Annotated in this window: 1 protein-coding gene; it reads right to left on the bottom strand. The window is 62.0% G+C overall.

Annotated elements, in window-relative coordinates; translation table 11 throughout:
- On the bottom strand, positions 1–1068 hold a 1068-nt coding region (locus ENZ75_RS32610), incomplete at its 3' end, for a sugar ABC transporter ATP-binding protein (protein ID WP_164888212.1).
- Positions 1069–1097: the final 29 nt, after the last annotated feature.

Genomic DNA, 1097 nt, shown 5'->3' with positions numbered 1-1097 from the left:
GTTGTGGGCGATCGGCAAAGCGAGGAAGAGCCCCTCTTCCTTGCGGTCCTCGGGAACGAAGCCGACCTTCAGCTGCTGCAAATACCGAACGCCCGCCGACGCCGGGAGCGGCATCTTCAGCGCCTTGCCGTTGATGGAAATCGTCCCGGCGAAGGGATGGTAGCGGCCAATCAGCGATCGCAGGAAGCGCTGCTGGCCCTGCCCTTCCAGCCCGGCCAGGGCGACGATCTCGCCCTTGTGCAAAGTCAGCGACAGCGGCTGCGATGTCTCGGTGATCTTGAGGTTTTCGACGCGCAGTATCTCATCGCCTACATCGCCCGTACGATCGGGAAAAAGGTCCTGGAGTTCGCGTCCGACCATCATGGCGATGAGTTCGTCGGTGGTGATCTCGGGCACCGTCCTTGTGCCGACCAGTGCGCCATCCTTCAGCACCGTCACGGTGTCGCACAACTCGAAGATCTCCTCCATGCGATGCGAGATGTAGACGATGGCTTTTCCCTTGTCGCGCAGCCGGCGGATGTTGCGGTTGAGCACATCGACATCGGCCGCGTTGAGCGCCGCCGTCGGCTCATCGAGGATGAGCACGCTGGCGTCGGCCTGGATGCAATGCGCGATCTCGACGAATTGCCGCTCGGCTATGGTCAGGTTGGAAACGAGTTGCGACGGGTCGAGCGTGAGGCCGAGTTCGCCAAGCGCCCTGGCGGTCTGGCTTTTCATCGCGGGATAGTCGATCGAGCCGAACCGGGTCGTCGGCTCCCGGCCGAGGAACATGTTCTCGGCGATCGACAGATTGGGCAGCAGCGAATGCTCCTGGAAAACGGTCGAAATGCCGGCATCGAGCGCGGCGCGCGGCGACTTCAGATCGAGCTTCTCGCCGCTCATGAAGATCTCGCCGGAATCGGGCTGATGCACGCCCGCCAGAATCTTCATCAACGTCGATTTGCCGGCACCGTTCTCGCCCATCAGGGCGTGGATGCTGCCCGCCTTGAGGTCGAGGGAAACGGAGTGGAGCGCCTTGCTCCCTCCGAATGCCTTCGAAATGTGGGACATCTCGACAAGATTGGTCACGAAACCCTCGAACGAACCGGATTCGACAC

The sequence above is a fragment of the Mesorhizobium sp. M7A.F.Ca.CA.002.04.1.1 genome (genome assembly GCF_004022805.1).
In the GTDB taxonomy this organism is placed as follows: Bacteria; Pseudomonadota; Alphaproteobacteria; order Rhizobiales; family Rhizobiaceae; genus Mesorhizobium; species Mesorhizobium ciceri.
Note: the sequence above shows the minus strand (reverse complement) of the source record. Positions and strands in the feature narration are given on the sequence as shown.